The sequence below is a fragment of the Cytobacillus oceanisediminis genome (assembly GCF_003182355.1).
Lineage (GTDB): Bacteria > Bacillota > Bacilli > Bacillales > Cytobacillaceae > Cytobacillus > Cytobacillus oceanisediminis_A.
On sequence record NZ_QGTW01000004.1, the window covers coordinates 65,451 to 88,018 of the forward strand.

Below are 22,568 nucleotides of genomic sequence, written 5' to 3' on the forward strand. Positions count from 1 at the left end.
TCCCTTATTGCCGATTTCTTAAAAAGCTTACAGCTCCCATTGCGATTTCCTTCTCAATCTTCTCATACGTAAGGGTGAAAAGTTCGAGTCCATCGTTTTGGTATAATCTCATAGGATCTTCCTGCTGATAGGAGCGCAAGCCGATTCCTTCTTTTAAACGTGTCATGGCTTCAATATGCTGAATCCAGTTGTAATCAAGAATTGACGTCATAATATGCTTGATGTTTGCTGTGAACTCTGGTTCATTTATTTGAGATTGCTCGAGAATGTACGATGTATAGTTGTCGACAGGCTGCTTTAATGCCTGGTGGACCTCTTCAATATCCAAAATCGGATCAGGGAAGCGGTATTCCTGATTTACAAGAATTTCATCCAAATTCTTTGATAATTGATTAATTGCCCAGTCTTCAGGTAAAACACCTTCCTGGCACGCCTGCTTAATTTCTGCTTGAACAGTGCTTTCGACTACAGAAACTAACAGCTGATCCAAATCTTGATTTTCAATGATTCTATTACGCAATGTATAAATGATATTTCTTTGTTCGTTGATGACATCATCCAGTTTCAGGTTATACTCCCTCATGGAATAATTGGCCCCTTCAACAATTCTCTGGACGCGATCCACAAATTCATGGATATTCTTATTCTTAACTAAACCATCCTCTGAAACAGAAAGGTTTTTGTTTAACTTTTCCAGTTCATCCTTGGCAAACCTTCTGAACATATCATCTTCAAGCGAAATGAAAAACTGTGTGGAACCAGGATCGCCCTGGCGGCCAGAACGTCCTTTAAGCTGGTCATCAATTCTCCGGCTTTCATGGCGTTCTGTCCCAATGACATGCAAGCCTCCTAAAGCATGTACACCCTCTCCAAGAAGAATATCCGTTCCACGGCCAGCCATATTGGTTGCAATCGTAATTTGCCCTTTTTGGCCTGCCAATGAAATTAATCTCACTTCTTGTTCAACACTTTTTGCGTTAAGCAACTCGAATGTTAATCCTGTGTTCTTCAGATATTTAGCGACTTCCTCTGATTGTAGAATGGAGGTGGTTCCAATTAACACAGGCTGTCCCGTGCTGTGCCTTTCCTGTACTTCCTTCGTAACCGCTTCATACTTATCCTTAATCGTTTTGTACACTCTGTCAGGAGCGTCTAATCTGATTTTCGGGCGGTTCGTTGGCACTTGAACTACTTGCATTCCATACACTTGCTCAAATTCTTTTTCAGACGTTTTGGCAGTACCTGTCATACCAGACAAGAAAGGGTACATTCTAAAATAGTTCTGGATGGTAATCGAGGCCTGTGTTTTGTTTTCTTCTGTTACTTGCAGTCCTTCTTTTGCCTCGATTGCCTGGTGCAGGCCATCACTTAATGTTCTTCCTTCCATGATGCGGCCGGTGAACATGTCGACAAGCATGATTTTGCCGTCTTTGATGATGTAGTCCACATCCTTTTTGAACAGGACATAAGCTCTGACCGCTTGGATGACATAGTGATAAAGAGTTTGATGCTCCAAATCGTACAAATTGTCAACGCCAAAAGCCATTTCGACTTTTTCGATTCCTTCATCCGTTAAGCTGGTTGCTTTTGTTTCTTCATCTAATATGTAGTCGATATCCTGTTCGAAACGCGTGGCTAATTTTGCAGCGATATAACGCAGTTCTGGTCCGGACTTCATTTTTCCGGCGATGATCAAAGGGGTTTTTGCCTCATCAATTAAAACACTGTCTACTTCATCAATAATCGCAAAGTGATATGGACGCTGAACTCTTTCTTCAGGACTGCCAACCATATTGTCACGGAGGTAGTCAAAACCAAACTCAGTACCTACGCCATATGTAATATCTGCTTTATAAGCGATTTTCTTTTCTAAAGGGTTCATTAATGGAAGGTTTAAGCCGACAGTCAGGCCAAGAAATTCATGGACTTGCCCAATGATTTCTCTATCCCGCTTAGCAAGATAGTCATTGACGGTTATGACATGGACGCCTTTGCCTTCCAGAGCTCTTAGGTAACTTGGGAGAGAAGCGACTAGTGTTTTTCCTTCTCCTGTTGCCATTTCGGCAATATTGCCATCTGCCAGTGCAAGGCCGCCCACCAGCTGAACGTCAAAGTGGCGCATCCCCAAAACCCTCTTGGATGCTTCCCTGACAGTAGCGAATGCCTCGATTTTAATCTCTTCTATTGTGCTGCCATTCTGCAGCTTTTCCATAAATTCAGCTGTTTTTTTCTTTAACTGTTCATCCGTTAGGCTGCTGACTTGATCTTCTATTTGATTAATTTTTTCAACTGTTTTAAAGTAGCTCTTTAACCGGCGCTCATTAATATCGCCGAAAGCTTTCTTGAGGTAAGTTAACATAGCGGATGCTCCCTTAATGTATATCTTATTATCTATAATTATCTATCATTTAAATATCTTACCAAATACGACAAAGAATTACTATAAAGTTAAAAAACTAGCAAAATTATGCAACTTTTTTACTGGGTTTCCCGTCTAACAAATATGGATAAATAAAAAGGGAGGATATATGTCTATTTCTTTTCAAAAATATTAATTTGTACAAAATACATTTTCTTATTTTTAGTAAGGTGATATAATCATATCGGTTGTACTGGAAGCCCAGTAATACACTAGAGGTTGCTGAAATTAACATTTTAAAATAATACGGAATGGTTATGCTACATTTGAGGAGGTATTTCATGGTTTATGTAACCTTAGCTCTTTGTTTTATTGCTTCGGTACTTTTAACGCCATTAGTCAAAAAATTTGCCATTGCCATTGGTGCGACAGATAAGCCGAACCAAAGGAAAGTTCACCAAAAAATCATGCCGCGTTTAGGCGGTTTAGCAATATATATAAGCTTCATTATCGGTGTGTTCATTATGAGACCCGGGGACGAGAATTTCATTCCCATTATTATTGGCAGTTTGATTATAATTATTACAGGTGTTTTAGACGATATGTTAGAACTATCTGCCAAAATCAAACTGTTCGGCCAGCTGGCTGCGGCTCTTGTGGTCGTTTTAAGCGGAGTGCAAATGGAGTTCATCAAAATGCCATTTGGCGGTACGCTGGAGTTCGGCTACTTTAGTATTCCGCTTACGATCCTTTGGATTGTGGGGATTACAAATGCGATTAACCTGATTGACGGCCTTGATGGCCTTGCAGCAGGAGTATCATCTATTGCATTAATTACAATCTCCGGAATGGCCATGCTGCAAGGGAATGTTTTCGTTTTAACAATCGGTCTTCTCTTATTGGGAAGCACCCTTGGTTTCCTTGTTTATAACTTCCATCCAGCGAAAATATTTATGGGTGATACAGGTGCGCTGTTTTTAGGCTTTATGATTTCAGTGCTCGCGCTGCTCGGGTTTAAAAACATTACCTTCTTGTCACTTGTTATCCCGGTTATTATCCTGGGTGTTCCAATTTCTGATACATTCTTTGCGATTATCAGAAGGTTCGTCAACAAGCAGCCTTTATCCGCACCGGATAAATCCCATCTCCATCACTGCTTGCTGCGCTTAGGCTACTCGCATCGCCAAACAGTCCTTATCATTTATTGCGTAGCAGGATTATTTGGACTAGCAGCAGTTATCTTCTCGCAGTCTACGGTATGGGGAGCCTTGCTGGTTGTTGGTGTAATCTTAATTGCCATCGAAATCTTTGCAGAAAAAATTGGACTTGTAGGACATGACTACAAGCCACTGCTTAAAATGCTCAGTGGATCAAATGTAAAAAGTGGAGCAAACGTAAAAAACCGATAATACCTTCTTGCCGCAATCTTTGGATTGCGGCTTTTTATGCGTTTTTAGTGTGCCTAGCTCTTTAATAAAACATACATAAAAGGACTCTTTAATGAGTCCTTATCACTTATTCGTATTCCCATTTTAAACCATGTATTTTCCATCCATCATCCGTATAAATTAAAGATATCAATTCCTTATGCTGTGCATATAACCCATCACCTAAAGAATTAATCACTTTAATCTCTTTTGCACTAAGTTGTTTTACTTCAGTTTCATCAGTAAATAAATCTTGAAAATTACGTTCCTTCCATAAATTCCGAACCAGGAAAAGCAAGAATCCATTCACCATTTTCCTGTTTTATATTTTCGCCGTTTAAAATATTCTCTTCTATATAATCGGGCGTGAAATACTTTTTAAAATAAATATGAACTTCCTCTGTTGTATAAGGACCTCCTTCATAAAAAGTGCTATCATGCTTGCTTGCAGCAGATAATAACGTATTAATTTCTTCTATATTGATCTGCCGAAGATCACTTTCATCTTCTGAACCCTTAACTGGATCACTTGAATGTGTTGCTCCACATCCCGATGTAAACAGCAGCAATAAGTGACAAACCGACTGCAGAGAAAAGCTTGAGGCTCTTCATTTTAATCCCGCCTTTTAATTTTTTTGATTGGCTCTTTTCGTTAATTTTATTGCTTTTTGATGGTACACCTAGTATAACCAACTGAGTTGATTGTAGCGGAGGGTACCTTGACTCCAGCAGGAAGAGAGGGAAGTGGGAGAACCCACAGGCGAAGCCTAGGAGGCTCTCATTCTTCTCCGTGGAAAGCAAGTATCCGGAGCGAAAATCAACGGGCAGGGTTCATAAGCAAAAACAGTTATGAGAAAAGTGCCTTTAGAAAAAATCGTTTGATTACATACATAAAGATGTCTGAAGCTCAAGTTACACCATTTTCGCCTATTTTAGTAAAAATTTACCTGATTAAAAATGGAAAGTTTAGCTACTTATTTTGGGGCCAATTTTATATAATTGTTTCAAAATTATACTTTCCAAGGAGAATGAGATGAGAAAATTTAGAATTGGTATTGGCCTCCTGCTGCTGTCTTTAGTTTGGTTTAGTGGTATGCAAAATACGTCTGCTGCTTCAACAAACATTATGGTCCTTCTAGATGGAGAACCACTTGAATTTGATCAGCCGCCAGTGATCAAAAGCGGAAGGACTCTTGTTCCATTTCGGAAAATTTTTGAGGAATTAGGTGCCGATGTATCTTATGATTCAAAAACAAAAACGGTTGCGGCTGTCAGAGCTGATAAAGTGATCAAATTGAAAATTGGAAGTGTATACACCACTGTAAATGGCAAAACGGTAAAAATTGATGTTCCGGCCCAGATTATTAACAGCAGGACAATGGTACCTCTTCGGTTCGTGTCAGAGTCAATAGGTGCAAAGGTTAGCTGGGACAATTATGAAAAAATAGTTGAAATTGAAACAGTGGCTATGATTGTGGACCAATACTTCCAATCTTATAATAACGGAAGCTACTCACTTGAAATCTCGGCGGAAGAATTTTTTAATCGGATAGAAAACCTTGGGCTTGATCAGGAAGTGGTTAATGTCTCGCTTTATAATAGCTATCTGGATGCTGGTAAACAGTTTATCACTTCAGAGAATTTTTCAGTCAGAATGATTGAGGATGAAGAGTATGGGGTCTATATGACCACCTTTGGAGAAATGATTGATGATAATGGCAATACCTTAATAAATGGCGACTTTTATGTAGAGGTTTATGATCTGGCAACAGATGAAGTGGTATTGAACGAGATAGGAGAGCTGGATCATCTCCTCTACAACCAATCTGTTTATTATACGACTCTAATGGGTTTAAAGGATCTTGGTATTATAGAAGATTAATAGAAAAGGAGACACAGGATATTCTGTGCCTCCATTTTTTTGCCTAATTCAGAATTCGATATAGGAATAGGGCAAACTGGAAACGATTTAAGGATTCCTTCGGACGATAAGTGTTATCCGGGAAACCTTCTGTAATATCATTGGCCAATAATGTTGAGATGGAATAATATCCAAAGGTTTCAGGCGTAACATCTGTAAATGGAACTTTTTCGCTTCCGTTTAGCTTAAATGCTCTATGCAGAATGACTGCCATCTCTGCTCTTGTTAAATTGGAAGATAAATCAAAGTAATTTTCGCTTTTTCCTACCATAATTCCTTGGCTGGCTACTGCTGCAATTTCTTTATAAAATTTATGATCTTTCGGAACATCACGGAAATCAGCATCCTGAACATTTTCAGTGTTCAGTTTTAACGCTCTTGTCAAGAGAAGGGCAGCCTCCATTCTCGAAATGGTGGTATTAGGCCTGAAGGTTCCATCAGGATACCCGGTTATGATCTGCTGGCTGGTTAATGCCGTGATTTCTTTGTGATATTTATACGAAGCCGGCACGTCCGAAAAGGCTGTTGCTTCTTCCGTTACATTTATTGTGAACTTTTTGACTGCTTCTCCGTAGGATACAGTAATGACAGCTTGTCCAGGTTTCGATAATGTAACGGTATTGCCCTGAACCTCACCAAGTGTCGTGGTTACTTTCAATTTTGTCAGATCCTTAGGAAGAGGATTATAAAATTGATCTAAAACGCTCTTTAATTCAACAGAAACACTTGTTCCTGCTTTTAACTCTCCGCTTTTCGAGAGAGCAGCATTGATATATTTAGGGTTGCCAATAGGCGCTGTGCTGATTACCTGAAGGGTGGATGAAACAGATCTTTCCCAGCCATCTGAAGGACGATTAATCAGTGAGGCATACTCCTGTCCCTGTTTCCGTATGGCCATTGCAGTAGAGCCGCCTCCATCTAGATTGATGGCTTTATAGGCTCCTATTTTAATTAGATAGTTTGCAAATTCAGGGAGCGTCATACCTGCACTGTATCCCGATTGTCTTCCATCAACCGTAACCATGAAGACCTTTGTTTGTGTTTTATCAATAGCGATCGCAGTTCTTGGAGCACGTTCGCGGGCCCGAATGTTGTTAGGGTCCATATTTAGGCCATAAACTCCGTTGTTTACCAGCATAGGGCCGCTTGCCAGCATAAACTTGGAGTTTTGCCACTTTGAATCAATGCTAATATCAACCTGGACCGTTTCTCCTGGCCTTAACGATTTTAATGCTTCCTGCTTATCGCCATGAGCAGACAAAATAAAGCCGTCTTCAGGGATTGTCGGCTCAGTCGTGTCTCCAAATGGTCTGATTGCCTGAACGGTTCCTGTTATGCGGTCACCGAATGCCAAATCACGGTTTTTAGAAGCATTTGTAAAAATGACTTCATAGCCCCATTGGTTTGTTCCTGGGTCACGGGTAATGTTATCAGGAGTATATAAGATTAATTCATTAGCTTCACGAATTTTATTAATGCTTGTAATTTCTTTCGTGCTTCCAGAATGGGTCATCGTCACCTTCAGGCTGTAATCCTCGATTTGAGCTTTACCGCTTCCGTCTACACCAAAAGCAGCTGGCTTATTTACGTAATGCTCGCTCTCAAATTGAGTTAAACCGAGATTAACGAGCTTATTATTGTACGAGATTAAGTACATCGGAAGTTTTGACTTCATATCAAAGAAAGATCCATTTATAGCACCGATAACCCGATGTCCTTCATAATGGTTTCTTTTGGCTTGTGCTGAAGTAGTGGCTAAAGTATTTAACGGATCAGGATATGACAGATCCAGTTGAGTATAAGTATCTGCTGTATTGATTTCTAGGAGATTGATAGCTTGCGGGTGTGTATTGATTACTTCCTGGCTATACTTATATTGAACTCCAGAGGAAATGGGGTATTGTTCCTTTGTTTCAGCGAATGCAGATTTTTGCGGGATAGTGAAAAGGGACAAAGACATTAAAAATATTAAAGCTTTCTTTCTTTTGTGTAACAAAGTTGGTGCCTCCTTAATATATATACCAAATATTAGAATACTTATATATTTCTACCATACTATGAATTAATTGTCGAACTATTAAATTTTGGTAAATATATTGTCGGAGAGTTACAGGCTTATAAAAAAACCATCCTATGGATAATAGGATGGTTTTGGAAGGTTATCTCGAAAGGAAGCCTCGCAGGATATATCTCCAATCCTTTTTGAAAGCTTCTTTTACTTTTTTCTTTTCCAATGCTTTTGGCTCCAATGTGGTCGTAAATAGGGAGCCTGTTTTCTGCTGAACATATTTTGCATTTTTTACCACAAATACTTCAGAGGTTAATCCTTCGAGAATCTCTACTTTATTTTCTTCTTTAATTCCCGTGTTCACGTTACGCTTTTCAAGCGTTCCGGAGGGGGTCAGTACATACAAATAAGAATTCTTTTTCGCTTTTTTGATGCTGTTTTTATGAACCAGAAGTGCGTTTGCAGATTCTCTTAATATGATGTCCATATTTACGTGATTTCCTGAATGCAGACCAGATTCATCTCCATTAAGCTGAATGAAGAACGGATAAAGTGTTTCATTTTCTAAATTCGGTTCGTTTTCAGGCATTTGAAGAATGTTCAGGATTTGTCCATCCCGTTTTTTCTCATCGTAAGGGCTTGAAATGGATACCTTCATGCCTTCAGTTACCTCGTGGATTTCCTCTTCATTTAAGGCTCCTTTAACAGAAGGGGTATTAGAGCTTATCGTCATAACAGGATTATTGAGCGTTGGATTGATTTCTTTAACATAACCATCAAACTCGCTTTTCACTGTTAATACATCAAGTCTGTTATTGAGCTGCCCCAATTGCTCATCCAGTTTGGAAGATTCATCCTCCAGCAGTTCCTGTTCCAGTTCCTTTTGAGAAATTTCTTTTTCAAGGGAATAGATTACGTCGAGATTTGGGTTGTCTTCATCCGCATCACTCTTTGCCTGAGCCAGTAAGCTTTCCAGGTCTCTAATATGTGATTCAACACTATCAGCTTTATTGTCTGCCTCGTTTTTCTCAGCCTCCAACCTGCTTACTTCCTGTTCAATTGAATGAGGTGAATACTCAAATAGGTCAGTTCCCTGCGAGATTTCATCACCAGGCTTTACTAGAAACTGATTAAAGGATCCTATTGCGTCGTCAAAATAAATCGGCATTTCTTCAGAGGGAGTAACCACTCCGGGTTTTTTTAGAACATTTTTTATTGGTCCAATTTGAACTTGCTGCCACTCTTCGACTCTTTCAATCTTTTCGATCTTACTGTCTTTTTTTTCAGTAAGATATAGATTACCTCCAACAAAAAGTGCAGATAAAAGGAAGAGGGTTATTTTTGCAGGTTTTTTCATATGCATGTGGCCACCACCTTAAATCAGCCTTTCTATTTCAATATAATCAAGAAGGGTGGATACAATCAGCAGAAATGCATGCAGCCCCAGAATTAATAAAAATAAAACCCATCGTCTTTTTTCCGATAATCTTGTTAAGTAGATGTATTGCAAATAAATTACCCAAAAATGAAAAAGTGATATAGTTCCGAAAAATATGATGAGAAAGTTTTTCTCAGTCAGATATTGTGTTAAAACTCCAAATGAAAATGGGGAAGAGAATTGATCAATCCCAATGGTTAACGCCAAGAGGGAAACTAAAACCTTTTCTATTAATAAAACAGTAAATGCAAACATTTGAATGGCAGCTAATTTTTTATAATCTATTTCCGTAACGGTCCAGAAAAAGAGTGCAGGAAATAATAAATAAAATAGACAGAAAATGATTCCCCAAACTGTCTCTCCTAAAATAAATAAAAGCTTTTTCGCCTCGAATTCACTGCTTGGCAGGCTTGTGAGCTCTTTTGATAAAATCTCGTTTCCAAGCCCAAGGCTGGAACCTAAAAGATAGATTAAACCGCTGAATAAAACCAATAAGATAAGCCTCGGCCAAAACCTTGGAATTGCTTCAGCTTGCTTTAATTGATGTGAGGAGTATGACGGGAAAAAGATCCCTTTAAGCAGCCGAAATCGATAGTACATATAAATCCTCCAAATGATTTTAATAGCAACAAATATTATTTTAACTCAACTTGAAATAAAAACCAAAAATTTAAATATCATACTTTTAATTTCCAAATATCTCAAATGAAGTAGATTTTACTTAAATTATAGATTAAAACCCAAAATATTAAAGAATGTTTTTTCTGGTAAAATATAGTGAAAACCTTGCCTTAATCGGCAAGGTTTTCATTACCACTTCGCAATTTTACTTTTTATAAAGGAAGTATACTTGTCATCCATTTGAAGCTCAAAAATAATAAGTGATTTTTCCATATAGGATTTCGCACGATTGATTTCTTTTAACAGCTCGTAATTATAGCCAATATGGTAATGGAGTTCAGCAAGAAGAAATAAGTCTTCTTTCTCTATACACCAATCGATTGCTTCCTTACAATAAGTTATAGAACGATTAAACCGGCCAAGCCTTGTTAGAACTCTAGCGATATTATAGAACAATCTGCTTTTGATTGAGCCATCCTGAATGTGTGGCAGATACTGGAGCTGTTCATGCGCAAATTCATAAACCTCCAGGGCAGTTTCAAGCTGGCCTTCCTCGAAGAAAACGATTCCCTTACTTATGATTATTTCTAGCTCGCGTTCCGTCCATATTTTATCGTGAGTGAGATTAATCGCTTCTTCAAAATGGGAAAGAGCTTTCTTCACATTATTGGTCATATGGTAAACATAAATTCCTTTATGCCATAACAAGATTTGAAGATTCCTTCTGTTTTGGGAAAATAATGGATTCTTTTCTTCTGTTTTTACAATTTGTTTTACTTCCTCATAATCAAGTTTTCTTCTTGCAATTACAAGCTGTCTGCTGACCTCTTTAACATAATCAAGCCGAGGCGTTGTTCCAATATCAAAAAAGTAGTTGACATCAACCCCCAAGCGCTGGGATATTAGATAAAGAGTTGAAGCATAGGGATAGACATCGCCCTTTTCGATTTTGCTTATTTGCGCCTGGGTACAAATCCCTGCGGCAAGCTCTTTCTGCGATAGTCCTAAAAGCTTTCTTAATTCTTTAATCTTTCCCCCAATAGCTGAAAAGTCCATGTTCCCACCCCAATCGATATATTCCTAAAGTTATAATTGTACAAAATAATGAAAGAAAAGAGCTGAAAAACCAGGAAAAACTAGGCTCTACTGTCTCTCATCGCCTCTCAGCGCTTTTTGATATTATGTTTAAATAAAATTAAATGATTTGAAAAATATTGAAAAAGGTATAGGAGGTAACGCTATGAAAAAACGTATTATTGCCATTATTGCTGCATTCACTTTAATTCTGACTGCTGGAGCTGGAGTAGGAGCTGCTGCAGGTAATGGAAATGGCGGAATTCAAACATTAGAACTTCCTTCCATGCACTAAGTTTGATACTTAAGAACTAGTTTATCGGTTTTACGAACAATATCTTAAATCTCCAATTTTAGCATCCTGGCGACAGGATGCCTTTTTTTATCTATATAAATGAATATACTAGAAAGTTTGGAAATTTTAAACCAAAAAATATGCTTATAGTTATATTTTTTAAGGTGTCGATGCAGTTAAGGTCAAAATTAAGGGCAAAAGGGAGATAATAGGCTTAAATAAGCAAATTCAGATAACTTAAAATCCTGTTATAGTATGGGTAAATCCTACTGAAAGAGGTGTCCAATGAATAAAGATCTTGAAATGAGAATTTTGCCGTCTTTTTGTGATAAGGAATGCTCCATCATCTTTTCGTTTTATTTTAATACGGAAAAGCAAAAAATAGGTGAAGCCGTCATTTGTACTTGGTCTGAAGGATATCATCAAGAGGATTTAGACTTAGGGGCAGAAAGAAACGACTCGCTTTGTAAAAGAATTGCGTTAATTAAAGAGTTTGAAGTGATAGAGGAATATAAGAAACGTTCTTTTCAGAAGATGATCGAGTTTTTAAAGGTTATTGGCATTCAGAATTATGTATTTAAAAAGCAGATCCAAGAGTTCAGCTTGAACCGTTAAAACGAAAAATCGTCCACTCTTTGAAGAGAGGACGATTGTTTTATAAGTGCCTTTATGGTGTACCGCTTTCGGTATTTGAGCCAGTTAGTGATTGATTGGCAAGGTCAAGATGGTCTTTTAACGTGATTTTAATATCTTCAAGGCCGGCATCGTCCAGCTGATAATAGTAAATCCCGTTAATGTAGCTATCCTGGCCAGGGAGGTTTAAGGTTTCAACGCTTAGGCCCGTTCCGGCTGTTGCATAATCAATAAATGACTTCATTTCACTGAAGGAAAGATCGGTTTTCATATTATCCCCAACAGCTTCAATCACGTCCGAATACCTTGTAACAGACTTAACGGATACAGCTTTGTTCATAATTGCTTTTAGAATTTCCTGCTGTCTTTTCCCGCGCTCGATGTCATTATCAAGCTTTCGTGTCCTGGCTAAAGCAAGTGCTTCTTCACCGTTAAGCTCCTGAATGCCCGGCTCAAGATTAATCGCGTTGGCTCTATCCTGTGAATCCTGTTCACTTAAAGCATATGGCACTTCTGCTTCTATGCCGCCAAGTGCATCGACAATGTCTATAAAAGCATTGAAGTTCATATTCACATAGTAATCTACCGGTATGTCAAATAGTTCCTCAACTGTTTCGATTGTGGAAGCAATGCCGCCTTTTCCATAAGCATGATTAATTTTATCATCATAGCCCTTATTAGGGATATACACATAAGAATCACGCGGGATACTAAGCAGCTTAACAGATTTCTGCTTATCATTAAAGGTTGCCAGCATCAGGGCATCTGTCCGGGAGGCATCACTGAAGTTCCTTTTGTCGCTGTCGTCTATTCCGGCAAATAGGATCGAAATATTGTCTATATGTGGGTCTGCTTTCGTTTCCCTTTTGGAGGACTCTCTTTCAATTGGAACGTATGACTCATCCATGACGGACTGGGCTTTATTATATAAAAATGCCCCGTAGGAAATCGTACTCACCAAGAGTATGAGGATAGGAAGCATTACCCATAAAAAAATTCTTCTGCGGCTTCTATTCTTTTTTTGAGTTTTCATTTGCTGTCTGGAGTTAGACATTGGTTATCTCCTTAGAAAATTAAAATGGGAAAAAATTCACATTTAACACATTCAATATTTTAACCTTTTTTAAAGAATTCGTAAATTTCTTTTTTTATATGTCGCTTTCAAGGTAAAGCATTTTACCTTCAGATATTTTAGCCTGACCATTTGTAAGTTCGGTCATCCAATCGTTGAAGGTCTGAATTTGAGCTTTTTCAACGTAGGTTTCTACCTCGACCAGGTCAAGATAGTGAATTTCTTTGATGGCATAGACAGAAGACCGAAGCTCATTTTCGAGCTTGCCAAGCCAGGTATAGTCAACCTTGGTGTGTATGACCTTCATTAGTTTTCGTTCAACAATGCCTGTTGCTTCAATTCCTTCTGAAGTGGCTTTGCCATAAGCACGGATTAGGCCGCCTGCACCTAATTTTATTCCGCCGAAGTACCTGGTTATGACAGCTACTGTATCTTTTAGCTGCTTTTTTTTCAAAACTTCGAGGATCGGGACACCTGCAGTACCGCTGGGCTCACCATCATCATTCGCTTTTTGAATCTGGTCATTTTCTCCGATCAGGTAAGCTGAGCAGTTATGGGTTGCGTCCCGATGTTTTTTCTTGATTTTTTGAATGAATTCCTGGGCTTCTTCTTCAGATTCGGCACGGGATATATATGCAATAAACCTGGATTTTTGGATGTTGATTTCATGTTCGCCATAGCCTTTAACTGTATAGTAGCGTGACAGCATATGACCACTCCTTTTGATACTTAATATTGTTACTTAAATTATGACATGTTTACTTATAATTCGACAGTTTAAAATTTCAATTGATTGTAATGAAACTTTAATATTGGTAACTTTTTCGCATGTTATAATGAAAAATATTCTGATAGAGTAATTTTCATTATTGCAATATAATTTCTAGTTCTAAAAGTAGTATTCTAATTTGAAAAATATTTTATATAGTAGGTAGGTTTCACTATTTATTATATAGGATATAAGACATAGGTGCATCTGATGAAACTGTGTCTTTTTACCGAATTTATGATGTTTTGGTATAGTTTTCTTGCACAGGTGATAGTATCCTTCTGTTATTCGCGATAAAATGGGGGTTACATAGTATAAAGGCTGTCATATGTTGGAGGATTCTAATGAATATAAAGAAATTTGACACGAAAACCCTCGATCTTATTTTGCAAAAAATGATAGATACTGTCGGGACCAGCAAGGATGAAATTTTTCGAATCAGTGAACAGTGCCGTACTGATCATGAAACGCTTACTGATGAGCTAAAAGAAGTAAAGCATATGGTTCTGAAGGTTATTGATGAAGGGGACATGCTTGAGGTGCAAACCAAGTTCGCCCGAAAGCGGCTCTCTGAAGTAAGTATGCATTTTAAGGACTATACAGAGGCTGAAGTTCGGGAGGCTTATGAAAAAGCACATCAGCTGCAAATGGACCTATCAATGAATAGGCAATTGGAAAAGCAGCTCCGGGACCGCCGGGATGATATAGAACGAAGGCTGCTAGGTCTAAACGAGACGATTGAGCGGGCCGAGTCGCTTGTTTCACAAATCACGGTGGTTATGAATTATTTAATGGGTGATTTAAAGCAGATGGGGGAAGTCATTGAAGATGCAAAGCTTAAGCTGGATTTTGGGCTTAAAATTATCGAAGCCCAAGAGGAGGAACGGAAACGGCTATCAAGAGATATCCATGATGGCCCTGCTCAAATGATGGCTAATGTTATGATGCGTTCCGATTTAATTGAGCGGGTGTATAAGGAACGGGGCGGGGATGCGGCTCTTACAGAAATTAAAGACCTAAAAAAAATGGTTCGAAGTGCCCTTTATGAGGTGCGGAGGATCATCTATGATCTGCGACCAATGGCACTCGATGACCTGGGCTTAGTGCCTACCCTCAAAAAATATCTGCAAACCATCGAAGAGTATCATAGCACCACCAAAATAAATTTTTCGAACTTGGGTCTCGAAACAAGGCTCCCTGCCCAATATGAAGTAGCACTTTTTAGACTGATCCAGGAATCAGTCACCAATGCACTTAAGCACGCGGAAGCAAGAGAAATTGTGGTTAAGCTTGAAATTAATCATAATAGAGTTGCCGCTGTCATCAAAGATAATGGCAAAGGCTTTAATACTCAAGAGAAAAGAAGAGAGTCATTTGGGATTATAGGGATGAGGGAAAGAGTTGAGCTGCTGGAAGGCCAGCTTTCAATCGATTCCAAGATCGGAAAAGGGACCATAGTTATTATACAAATACCTTTAACTTTATAAAAAATAGACAAACAACCGGAAGAACTGGGGAGGCGAAGCAATTGAATACAAAGATTGTTATTATTGATGACCATCAATTGTTCAGAGAAGGGGTAAAACGCATCTTAGATTTTGAAAGATCGTTTGATGTAGTAGCGGAAGGCGATGACGGAACTGAGGCTATCTCATTAGTGGAAGAAAACAATCCTGATGTAATTATTATGGATATCAATATGCCGAATGTAAATGGTGTAGAAGCAACACGCCAGTTAATTGAAAAACATCCTGAATCCAAAGTGATCATCCTTTCCATTCATGATGATGAGAACTATGTTACTCATGCACTTAAAACAGGTGCAAGCGGATATCTATTGAAAGAAATGGATGCTGATGCATTGGTTGAGGCTGTTAAAGTTGTAGCAGAGGGCGGCTCTTATCTTCATCCGAAAGTTACACATAATCTTGTAAACGAATATCGCCGCCTGGCAACAGTAAGTGCAGGAGGAGGCGGCTCCTACTCTCAGCCTGAAATCCGCCGTCCGCTTCACTTGCTAACGCGCCGCGAATGCGAAGTTCTTCAGCTTTTAGCTGATGGCAAAAGCAACCGTGGAATCGGCGAAGCGCTTTACATAAGTGAAAAAACCGTAAAGAACCACGTAAGCAACATCCTGCAAAAGATGAATGTTAACGACCGTACACAAGCTGTAGTAGTTGCAATCAAAAATGGCTGGGTTGAAGTGCGGTAGATTTGGTACCAGGTACCACCCGAATTTTGTCGAAAACGATTAAACGAAAAAAGCACGCGAATGGGCTAACATCGCGTGCTTTTTGTTTTTTTCCGATTCTTGTAATCTCCTAGCCTGATCTGAAGCAGGCTAGGAGGTGAAGAGTTTATCAGGATTGCTTCGAAAAATAAGATTTAAGTTTAAGTTCAAGTTTAAAGGGGCCATTTATATACCTTCTCATCGCCATCTGGAATAACTCCTCAATCAACATCAAAACCACAAACGACAAGGCAATAACCCCAACCCAAAACCACATCTCATCCCCTCCCTAGAAATCTATTCATTCTATGTACACAACCCTCATGTAAAAATCTTACATTACCATAGGGCATAATTAAAGGGCAGGAGGAACTATATGGATACCGTATTGGTACCAGGTACCACCCGAATTTTGTCGAATACTCTTATTGGTGAGCCTATCCAAGACCTAAACTTAATGCAATTTCCCACGCTATCATATAAAATGGAACATGAACATACAGTAGAGAAAAAAGATAAGGATGGTAACTCTATTTATGAAAACGGCTGTTGTAACGGATAGTACAGCATACATCCCCAAGGATTTAAGAGAAAAGTTAAATATACATATGATTCCGCTTAGCGTGATTTTCGGCAATGAAACGTATCAAGAAGAAGTGGAAATTACGGCTGCAGATTTTTATGAGGAAGTGAAGCATAAGGAGCTTCCCACAACTTCACAGCCGCCAGTTGGTCAGTTTGTGGAGCTGTTTGAGCAGCTTTCAAAGGACTATGCCGCGGTTGTTTCCATTCATCTATCGAGCGGCATCAGCGGCACTTTCCAGGGAGCCGTAACCGCTGGAAGCATGGTAGAAGGAATTCAGGTCTTCCCGTTCGACTCCGAAATCAGCTGTATGGTGCAGGGCTTTTATGTACTCGAAGCTGCTGAACTGGCTGCGGCCGGAAAAGACCCTAAAGAGATCGTTGAACGACTGGAGGAAATGAAGAAGTCGATCTGCGCCTATTTCATGGTCGATGATTTATCCCATCTTCAGCGCGGCGGCCGCCTTTCAAGTGCCCAGGCATTGATCGGAAGCCTGCTGCAGGTGAAGCCTCTGCTTCATTTTGAAGACAAAAAGATTGTTCCTTTTGAAAAAATTCGCACCCGGAAAAAAGCAATGAAGCGCATGGTCGATTTGTTCTGGGAAGACGTCAAAAGCGGCGAGCCTTATAAAGCGGTTATTATCCATGCCAATCGTGAGGAAGAAGCCCGCGAATGGAAAGCTGAGCTTACGGCTGAGTATCCGAATGTGGAATTTATGATCAGCTACTTTGGACCGGTTATCGGCACTCATTTGGGTGAAGGCGCCATGGGATTTGGCTGGGTGAAGAAGTAATAGTATGCGGAAGGTGCCATCTGTTAAGAGGATGGTGCTTTCTTTTTGTCTGAATTGTGAACTTAGCAAGAGGGATAGAAAAACTAGCAACAGCAATGCTAAAATTAGAAAAAGGAGCAGGAAATTTAGCAAAAGAATGAGGTGTTTTAGCAAAAGACATCTGTTTTAGTAATACAAAATCTTAAGATAGTTGGTGATTGTTTGAGATTTATTTTGAAAGACAATAAATTGAACCTGTTTTTAAAAGAAAGCCCTCCAGAAAGCCTCCCGATTTCCTCAATGGAGACCATTCCAGAGCCGCCACTTAATCAAACCTACCCTTTTAACAAAGACCTCCAACATTTACTCTACGGAAAACAGCTTTTATTCGATGATCTGCCATTTCCCCTGAAAGAAATCCAACAACACTTTGAAAACGGCCATATCCTTTACCGAAAAGGCATTAGTACAGAGAATAATAAGATAGCCTGTGCCCGGTGCGGCAATAAGGATAGCTCGCTTTTTGCCAGCTTTCCCTGTGCGCGCTGTGGTGAAAAGAATTGTATGTATTGCCGGAAGTGCATCATGATGGGGAGGGTGAGTGCTTGTACGCCTTTAGTTAGCTGGAGGGGAGCAGATCCGGACGAGGCGATAACTGAGGATCCTTTAGTCTGGAGCGGCAAGCTTTCAGATGGACAGCAGCTTGCTTCGGATCGGGTAAAGCAGGCTGTAATAGAAAATAAAGAACTCCTCGTTTGGGCGGTTTGCGGAGCCGGAAAAACAGAAGTGCTTTTCGAAGGGATCAATACAGCCCTCGCTTCAGGTAAAAGAGTCTGCATTGCAACACCCCGGACCGATGTAGTACTCGAACTTGGGCCCCGTCTCAAAACTGCATTCCCAGGCATCCAAGTCGCCGTCCTATACGGAGGCAGTGAAGACCGCCACCTCCAGGCTCCACTGACAATCGCCACCACTCACCAGCTCCTCCGTTTCTACAAAGCCTTTGATGCCGTCATAGTGGATGAAGTGGATGCCTTCCCTTACACTGCAGACGAAAGCCTGCAATATGCTGTACGCCAATCAAGAAAAGACCTCTCCTCTATGATCTACCTAACTGCAACTCCCAATCGGAAATGGCAAAATGAATGTCGAAATGGTAAGAGAGACTTTGTCACCATTCCAGCGAGATATCACCGTCACCCTTTACCTGTGCCATCCTTCAAGTGGTGCGGCAACTGGGAAAAAGCACTTAAAAAGGATAAACTCCCGGCAGCAGTCACCCAATGGATCAAAATGCGGCTCGACAACCAGAAGCAATGCCTTCTGTTCCTCCCCAAAATTGATAAGATGGAAAAAGTCCTCAGCCTCCTCCGAAAACTCCATCCAAAAATAGAAGCTGTCCACGCCGAAGACCCAGATCGAAAAAGCAAAGTCCAGCAAATGCGCGACAAAGAAATCCCTATGCTTTTAACAACAACCATCCTGGAAAGAGGAGTAACCTTCCCAAGTGTAGACGTAGCGGTTCTAGGAACAGAAGACCGCATTTTCACAGAAAGCGCCCTTGTCCAAATTGCCGGACGGGTCGGCAGAAGCGCCCAGTTCCCCAATGGCGATATAACCTTTTTCCACTACGGCAAAACAGAAAACATGGTTCAAGCTCGCAAACAAATCCTCAAAATAAACGAAGAAGCGAGAAAGAAAGGGCTGATTGATTATTAATTGTTTAATATGCAATGAAGAAATCGTTCCGCAAATCGGATGGAACTATTTATTTTCAAAGCAAGAGCCTCAATATTTATGTGAAGTTTGTATAAATAGCTTCACTTTAATAGATGGCGATACTTGCAATAAATGCAGTCGCCCTCTTGGAGAAACCGAGTATAAACAGAATAATCTCTGTTTGGACTGCGTTCGCTGGGAGGCAGACCCCAAATGGAAAGGATGCCTTGAAAGAAACGATTCTTTGGTCACCTACACTGATTTTTGCAAGGAAACAATAGCACGTTATAAGTTTCGTGGTGATTATATTCTTTCCTATGCATTTGCCAGTTTGATGAAAGGCAAGCTGAACGCTCTCCAATATGATCAGCTTACCTCTATTCCGCTGAGTGATGAACGTCTGTACGAACGGGGGTTTAACCAATCAGAGGCAATCATTATTGCCATAGGACTCCATCCAGAATCAATCCTCGCCAGAACCCACACAGAAAAACAATCGAAAAAATCACGCTCCGAAAGGATACACCTTCCACAGGTTTTTCAAATCGCCAAGCCAGATAAAATCAAACATAAAAAAATCCTCATTATTGACGATATATATACTACCGGCTCAACGCTTCATCATGCTGCTAAACTCCTTAAGGAGGCAGGAGCTGAGTCTGTTAGCTCTTTTACTATTGCAAGAGGCTAAAATGTGTAATCAATTGAAAGAGGGGGAGCAGTAGTGGCTGAACTTTCAAACTGCCCTAAATGCAATGAGATATTTGTGAAAAATCAATTCCGTGACATCTGCCAGAATTGCTGGAAAGAAGAAGAAAAGGCATATGAAGCGGTTTATCAGTTCATCCGAAAGAGGGAAAACCGGACGGCGAAGATGCTGGAGGTTGTGGAGGCGACTGGGGTTGGAGAAGAGCTAATCCTGAAATTTATTAAAAGCGGGCGGTTAAAGCTTGCTCACTTTCCAAATTTGGGCTATCCGTGCGAAAAATGCGGGACGAGCATTAGGGAAGGGAAGATTTGCGGAAGCTGTGCTGAAGTGCTGAGGAAAGATCTTCAGCAATTTACAGCTGAGGAAGAGCGGAGAAATGAAATATTAAAGAGAGAGAAAAGCGCCACTTATTTTTCGGTAGATGAAAAAATAAAGAGGCGGCTTTAGGCTATGTGTCAGGTGCACATAGCTTTTTCTATAGGCTTTTAGATGTATTTTTTACCAAACATAAATTAATATTTAAAGAAACTGCATCTATAGCCGATAATAGGATTAGATTGAAATCGACCGGAATGAAAGTGAGGGATACCTATGAAAATCAATAACTTTGGACCTTCAGGTGTGAATCCGTACAAACGCCAAATAAACAAACTTGAAAATGCAGGAAAACCAGCCAAAACTGCTTCAGATAAAATCGAAATCAGCTCTACTGCAAAGGAAATGCAGCAGGTATCACAGCTAAGCGAAAACCGCAAAGAAAAGGTAGAAGCGTTAAAAATTCAGGTAGAGAACGGCACGTATAAAATGAATCCAAAAGAAGTAGCGAAAAGTATTGCCAACTTCTATTCGAAAAAATAAGGGGAGGAAACAAGCATGTCCGCCGAAGCGCTAATTACATCCATGGAAAAACTGCTCAAGCTTCATAAAAGCCTATATGAGCTTGCAGTCAAAAAAACAGACATCATTAAGACCGGCGACATGGACGCCCTGAACCAGATGCTGAAGGATGAGCAGACGCATATAGCTGCGATTGACCGGATGGAAAAGGAGCGGCAGAAGGCAGCAAAGGGAATAGCAGCTAAGATGGAAAGCCCAACCGTATCAGATTGTTTGAATATCCTGCCGCAGACAGAACGGATCAAGCTCGAGACGATTGCAAACGAGCTGACTGAACTGGTGTATGAACTAAAGGACCAAAACTACCTGAACCAGCAGCTTGTCCATCATTCGCTGCAGTTTGTCAATGTCTCTATGAATCTCCTAAGGCCGCAGCCGGAAAACATGAACTACGGCCCGCCCGCAAAAAAGAAACCATCCGAAAAGAACGCCCCAGGCATCTTTAACTCGAAAGTGTAGCAGAACGGAGGAACAAACATGCGTTCAACCTTTATGGGACTTGAAACTGCCCGCCGCGGCATGTTCACCCAGCAAAGCGCTTTATATACAACTGGTCATAATATATCAAACGCGAACACGCCGGGCTATTCGCGCCAGCGGATTAATTTTACCCAGACAACTCCGTACCCATCAGTCGGCATGAACCGCCATCAGCTTCCAGGGCAAATGGGAACTGGAGTGGAAGCAGGAACGGTCCAGCGAATCAGGGAATCCTTCCTTGACGTTCAGTTCAGAACGGAAAACACGAAAATGGGCTATTACGGTACCATGAGCGAGTCCCTTACCAAGATGGAAGAGATCATGAATGAGCCATCCGAGAATGGACTGCATAGCACGTTGGAGAAATTCTGGAATGCCATCCAGGATCTATCCAGCCATACAGAAAATACAGGTGCGAGAGACGTCGTGGCTGCGACTGGCCAGATGGTCGCGGACACCCTCAATTACTATCATAACTCCCTTACAAGGGTTCAAGAGGATATCGGCAGCCAGATCGGTGTAAAGGTGGACGAAATAAATGCGATTGTTGGGCAGATCGACCATCTCAATAAGCAGATCGCGGAGGTTGAACCGCATGGATACTTGCCGAATGATTTGTACGATGAGCGGGATGTCCTGGTGGATCAGCTCTCAAAAATGGTCAATATAAAAGTGACCAATGTGATTCCGAGCAATTATGGAAATGCCAAATCAATTGCAGAAGGCTTATACAATATCGAAATCGTTCAGCAGGATGGGAAGTCATTTGCCCAACCCGTTAATCTAATTTCCGTCACAAAAGGTTCCGGCATTATAGGTACCAATAAGGTTGAACTTGCTGAAGAGAATGGTGCTGTTTCTGAATTGAAGGTTGGGGATGCATCCATAACCGATTTTGATCGATTTTCAGGAGAGCTTGCCGGCTTGATCAAGAGCTTTGGGTATGAGACGGAAAGCGGCACAAAAGGATCTTATCCTGAAATGCTTGATAAGCTGAATAAAATGGCCGCAGCATTTGCCAATGAGTTCAATCATATTCACAGCAAGGGATATGCCTTGGGGGCGAGTGAGCCTTCCGGCAAGGACTTCTTTGTGTTTGATCAGGGGAACCCGGCTCAAAGCATGAAAGTAAACCAGGATTTATTGGATGATTCCAGCTTGATTGCTGCAGGAAAAGAGAGCGGTGCATCAGGGGATAACCAAAATGCACAGCTGCTGGCCGACTTGAGAAAGAAATCCTTTTCGGATTACGGTTTTTATAAACAAGCTGGCAATAACTTGCCGGAAGGGCTGAATGGCAGCCTTGACACGTATTACTCCGGAATCATTGGCCGAATGGGCGTCGATTCCCAAAGTGCCAAAAAGGACCTAAGAAACTCTTCGATCCTTGCAGACTCGGTTGAGCAGAACAGGCAATCCGTCAGCGCGGTTTCATTAGATGAAGAAATGACCAATATGATTAAATTCCAACATGCTTACAATGCTTCGGCACGAAATATTACAGTGGTCGATGAAATGCTCGATAAAATCATCAACGGCATGGGCGTTGTAGGCAGATAGG

The 22,568-nt window shown here is 40.4% G+C and carries 23 protein-coding genes; 14 read left to right on the forward strand and 9 right to left on the reverse strand.

Going from position 1 to position 22,568, the window contains the following annotated elements; all coding sequences use genetic code 11:
• Positions 1-4: 4 nt before the first annotated feature.
• A complete protein-coding gene (secA2, locus tag DFO73_RS09185) occupies positions 5-2,359 on the reverse strand; it encodes an accessory Sec system translocase SecA2 (RefSeq protein ID WP_110064493.1) in 2,355 nt (784 codons plus the stop codon).
• Positions 2,360-2,700: 341 nt separating this feature from the next.
• Between secA2 and DFO73_RS09190 the strand changes: the two genes are divergently transcribed.
• Positions 2,701-3,768, forward strand: a complete 1,068-nt coding sequence (locus tag DFO73_RS09190) for a glycosyltransferase family 4 protein (protein WP_110064494.1) — start codon at positions 2,701-2,703, stop codon at positions 3,766-3,768.
• A 278-nt stretch (positions 3,769-4,046) separates the two neighbouring features.
• On the opposite strand, the gene DFO73_RS09200 is transcribed toward DFO73_RS09190, so the two are convergent.
• Positions 4,047-4,355: a hypothetical protein gene (locus DFO73_RS09200; RefSeq protein ID WP_110064496.1), complete on the reverse strand. Its 309-nt coding sequence runs from the start codon at positions 4,353-4,355 to the stop codon at positions 4,047-4,049.
• 464 nt (positions 4,356-4,819) lie between these two features.
• Between DFO73_RS09200 and DFO73_RS09210 the strand changes: the two genes are divergently transcribed.
• The gene (locus DFO73_RS09210; RefSeq protein WP_110064498.1) at positions 4,820-5,668 is read left to right on the forward strand and encodes a stalk domain-containing protein; all 849 of its coding nucleotides are present in this window, start codon (positions 4,820-4,822) and stop codon (positions 5,666-5,668) included.
• A 43-nt stretch (positions 5,669-5,711) separates the two neighbouring features.
• Here the strand turns inward: DFO73_RS09210 and DFO73_RS09215 are convergent, their stop codons facing one another.
• The 4 genes from DFO73_RS09215 to DFO73_RS09230 all read right to left on the reverse strand — a co-directional run bounded on the left by DFO73_RS09215 (position 5,712) and on the right by DFO73_RS09230 (position 10,830).
• The gene (locus tag DFO73_RS09215) at positions 5,712-7,703 is read right to left on the reverse strand and encodes a phosphodiester glycosidase family protein (protein ID WP_110064499.1); all 1,992 of its coding nucleotides are present in this window, start codon (positions 7,701-7,703) and stop codon (positions 5,712-5,714) included.
• 163 nt (positions 7,704-7,866) lie between these two features.
• Positions 7,867-9,078, reverse strand: a complete 1,212-nt coding sequence (locus DFO73_RS09220) for an efflux RND transporter periplasmic adaptor subunit (RefSeq protein WP_110064500.1) — start codon at positions 9,076-9,078, stop codon at positions 7,867-7,869.
• 12 nt (positions 9,079-9,090) lie between these two features.
• Positions 9,091-9,753, reverse strand: coding sequence for a hypothetical protein (locus tag DFO73_RS09225; protein WP_110064501.1), 663 nt, complete (start codon positions 9,751-9,753; stop codon positions 9,091-9,093).
• Between the two features lie 210 nt (positions 9,754-9,963).
• A complete protein-coding gene (locus tag DFO73_RS09230; protein WP_110064502.1) occupies positions 9,964-10,830 on the reverse strand; it encodes a helix-turn-helix domain-containing protein in 867 nt (288 codons plus the stop codon).
• Positions 10,831-11,014: 184 nt separating this feature from the next.
• On the opposite strand from DFO73_RS09230, the gene DFO73_RS29235 reads away from it, so the two are divergent.
• Together DFO73_RS29235 and DFO73_RS09235 are read left to right on the forward strand one after the other, a co-directional pair.
• The gene (locus DFO73_RS29235; protein WP_258309359.1) at positions 11,015-11,143 is read left to right on the forward strand and encodes a hypothetical protein; all 129 of its coding nucleotides are present in this window, start codon (positions 11,015-11,017) and stop codon (positions 11,141-11,143) included.
• Positions 11,144-11,428: 285 nt separating this feature from the next.
• Positions 11,429-11,758, forward strand: a complete 330-nt coding sequence (locus DFO73_RS09235; protein WP_110064503.1) for a hypothetical protein — start codon at positions 11,429-11,431, stop codon at positions 11,756-11,758.
• A 52-nt stretch (positions 11,759-11,810) separates the two neighbouring features.
• Here the strand turns inward: DFO73_RS09235 and DFO73_RS09240 are convergent, their stop codons facing one another.
• Together DFO73_RS09240 and DFO73_RS09245 are read right to left on the reverse strand one after the other, a co-directional pair.
• Positions 11,811-12,830, reverse strand: a complete 1,020-nt coding sequence (locus DFO73_RS09240; protein ID WP_110064504.1) for an LCP family protein — start codon at positions 12,828-12,830, stop codon at positions 11,811-11,813.
• A 94-nt stretch (positions 12,831-12,924) separates the two neighbouring features.
• Positions 12,925-13,557, reverse strand: coding sequence for a YigZ family protein (locus tag DFO73_RS09245; protein ID WP_110064505.1), 633 nt, complete (start codon positions 13,555-13,557; stop codon positions 12,925-12,927).
• Between the two features lie 404 nt (positions 13,558-13,961).
• On the opposite strand from DFO73_RS09245, the gene DFO73_RS09250 reads away from it, so the two are divergent.
• Both DFO73_RS09250 and DFO73_RS09255 read left to right on the forward strand, forming a co-directional pair.
• Positions 13,962-15,104: a sensor histidine kinase gene (locus DFO73_RS09250; RefSeq protein WP_110064506.1), complete on the forward strand. Its 1,143-nt coding sequence runs from the start codon at positions 13,962-13,964 to the stop codon at positions 15,102-15,104.
• A 41-nt stretch (positions 15,105-15,145) separates the two neighbouring features.
• A complete protein-coding gene (locus tag DFO73_RS09255) occupies positions 15,146-15,829 on the forward strand; it encodes a response regulator (RefSeq protein ID WP_110064507.1) in 684 nt (227 codons plus the stop codon).
• Between the two features lie 148 nt (positions 15,830-15,977).
• On the opposite strand, the gene DFO73_RS28575 is transcribed toward DFO73_RS09255, so the two are convergent.
• Positions 15,978-16,124, reverse strand: a complete 147-nt coding sequence (locus tag DFO73_RS28575) for a hypothetical protein (protein ID WP_181395972.1) — start codon at positions 16,122-16,124, stop codon at positions 15,978-15,980.
• A gap of 99 nt (positions 16,125-16,223) precedes the next feature.
• On the opposite strand from DFO73_RS28575, the gene DFO73_RS09260 reads away from it, so the two are divergent.
• The 8 genes from DFO73_RS09260 (at position 16,224) to flgK (ending at position 22,567) form a co-directional block, all read left to right on the forward strand.
• The gene (locus tag DFO73_RS09260) at positions 16,224-16,409 is read left to right on the forward strand and encodes a hypothetical protein (RefSeq protein ID WP_110064508.1); all 186 of its coding nucleotides are present in this window, start codon (positions 16,224-16,226) and stop codon (positions 16,407-16,409) included.
• Entirely contained in the window at positions 16,384-17,223 is an 840-nt protein-coding gene (locus DFO73_RS09265) for a DegV family protein (protein ID WP_110064509.1), read from the forward strand. Before DFO73_RS09260 ends, DFO73_RS09265 begins: the two co-directional genes overlap by 26 nt.
• A 201-nt stretch (positions 17,224-17,424) precedes the next feature.
• Complete coding sequence (locus DFO73_RS09270) at positions 17,425-18,921, forward strand: DEAD/DEAH box helicase (RefSeq protein WP_375137314.1); 1,497 nt, start codon at positions 17,425-17,427, stop codon at positions 18,919-18,921.
• Positions 18,911-19,612 carry a ComF family protein gene (locus DFO73_RS09275; protein WP_110064510.1) on the forward strand — a complete coding sequence of 234 codons (702 nt, stop codon included), beginning with the start codon at positions 18,911-18,913 and terminating at the stop codon, positions 19,610-19,612. Before DFO73_RS09270 ends, DFO73_RS09275 begins: the two co-directional genes overlap by 11 nt.
• Before the next feature lie 33 nt (positions 19,613-19,645).
• Positions 19,646-20,077 carry a TIGR03826 family flagellar region protein gene (locus DFO73_RS09280; protein WP_110064511.1) on the forward strand — a complete coding sequence of 144 codons (432 nt, stop codon included), beginning with the start codon at positions 19,646-19,648 and terminating at the stop codon, positions 20,075-20,077.
• Between the two features lie 144 nt (positions 20,078-20,221).
• Positions 20,222-20,488 (forward strand): flagellar biosynthesis anti-sigma factor FlgM, encoded by a 267-nt coding sequence (gene flgM, locus DFO73_RS09285; protein ID WP_110064512.1) that lies wholly within the window; start codon positions 20,222-20,224, stop codon positions 20,486-20,488.
• A gap of 15 nt (positions 20,489-20,503) precedes the next feature.
• Positions 20,504-20,986 carry a flagellar protein FlgN gene (locus tag DFO73_RS09290; RefSeq protein ID WP_110064513.1) on the forward strand — a complete coding sequence of 161 codons (483 nt, stop codon included), beginning with the start codon at positions 20,504-20,506 and terminating at the stop codon, positions 20,984-20,986.
• Positions 20,987-21,004: 18 nt separating this feature from the next.
• A complete protein-coding gene (gene flgK, locus DFO73_RS09295) occupies positions 21,005-22,567 on the forward strand; it encodes a flagellar hook-associated protein FlgK (protein WP_110064514.1) in 1,563 nt (520 codons plus the stop codon).
• The last annotated feature ends 1 nt before the right edge of the window (position 22,568 follow it).